Source organism: Polaromonas sp. P3_C2, assembly GCF_056402675.1.
This window is the reverse complement of the sequence record NZ_JBFUGX010001071.1, coordinates 1-902: the sequence shown is the minus strand read 5'-3', so window position 1 is coordinate 902 and position 902 is coordinate 1. Positions and strand designations below refer to the sequence as shown.

Genomic DNA, 902 nt, shown 5'->3' with positions numbered 1-902 from the left:
AAGTTCTACTACACCAAAGAGGCCACATGAAAACCGCGCTGACCATGATTCTGGTTTTGACCGTCTCCTTGGCGCATGCCCAAATGACGACCAAAGAGGCCCAGGAGGACGCCTGGGCAAAGGCGGCAAAAGCCAAAGCGGCCAACGACCAGGCGGTCGCAGCTCAAAGGGCAGCGGAAGCGGCAAAGAAAGTACCTCCACCCTCAAAGACGGAGATACATATTTATGACGGAAAAGGTGGCAAGGGATATCCCAACATAAGCAAGTAGGTCGGCTAGGCCACGGGGCTGAAGGAACATCATGAAATCGTTCTGTGTCCCCGCGCTGCTACTGGCATGCGAGTTGGCTATCGCTCACCCGGGTGGTACGGATGCGCAGGGCTGCCACACGAACCGCAAGACCGGTGGCCATCACTGTCACGGTGGCAAGAAAACGGCTGCGGCGGCTCCGACGGCTCCGGCCGCAGCTCCAGTAGCCTCAGCGAAGGGCGGTGGACCTACCTGCTATGTCGGCCCGCGCGGTGGGACGTACACGATTACCAAGAGCGGCCGGAAGAACTACACCGGCTGTTGAAGTCAACGAAGCGAGGAATCCATGGTTCAGATTAGCTACATCATTACTTTAATCAGTGCCTGCTTCGGGCTTCTTGTCTTGATCTTTGGCTTTAGTGGTGCGCAGAGCGCTCCACAAGAGGCTGCTGCCGCGGCGCTGGCAATTGCTCTGGCGGTCATTCCGTACGTGTTTTCGCGATGCTTGCAGATCAGCGCCGACCGAGCTAGGAGTATCAAAGATGCAGCAGCATTACTAGATGCCATACGTTCGCTCAAGAATGACGCTGCGCCCGTGGGAACACCCTGGGTCGCTCCTGTTGGCATTGGTTCGGGATCGCCGGCGCCTCAAAG

3 protein-coding genes are annotated in these 902 nt (G+C 57.6%); all 3 read left to right on the top strand.

Annotated features, from left to right (window positions below):
• Positions 1-26: 26 nt before the first annotated feature.
• Positions 27-269 carry a hypothetical protein gene (locus tag AC1DWI_RS24670; protein WP_477669752.1) on the top strand — a complete coding sequence of 81 codons (243 nt, stop codon included), beginning with the start codon at positions 27-29 and terminating at the stop codon, positions 267-269.
• Positions 270-300: 31 nt separating this feature from the next.
• Complete coding sequence (locus AC1DWI_RS24665; protein WP_477669751.1) at positions 301-573, top strand: YHYH domain-containing protein; 273 nt, start codon at positions 301-303, stop codon at positions 571-573.
• Positions 574-594: 21 nt separating this feature from the next.
• The coding region (locus AC1DWI_RS24660; RefSeq protein WP_477726112.1) for a hypothetical protein at positions 595-902 on the top strand (308 nt) is incomplete at its 3' end.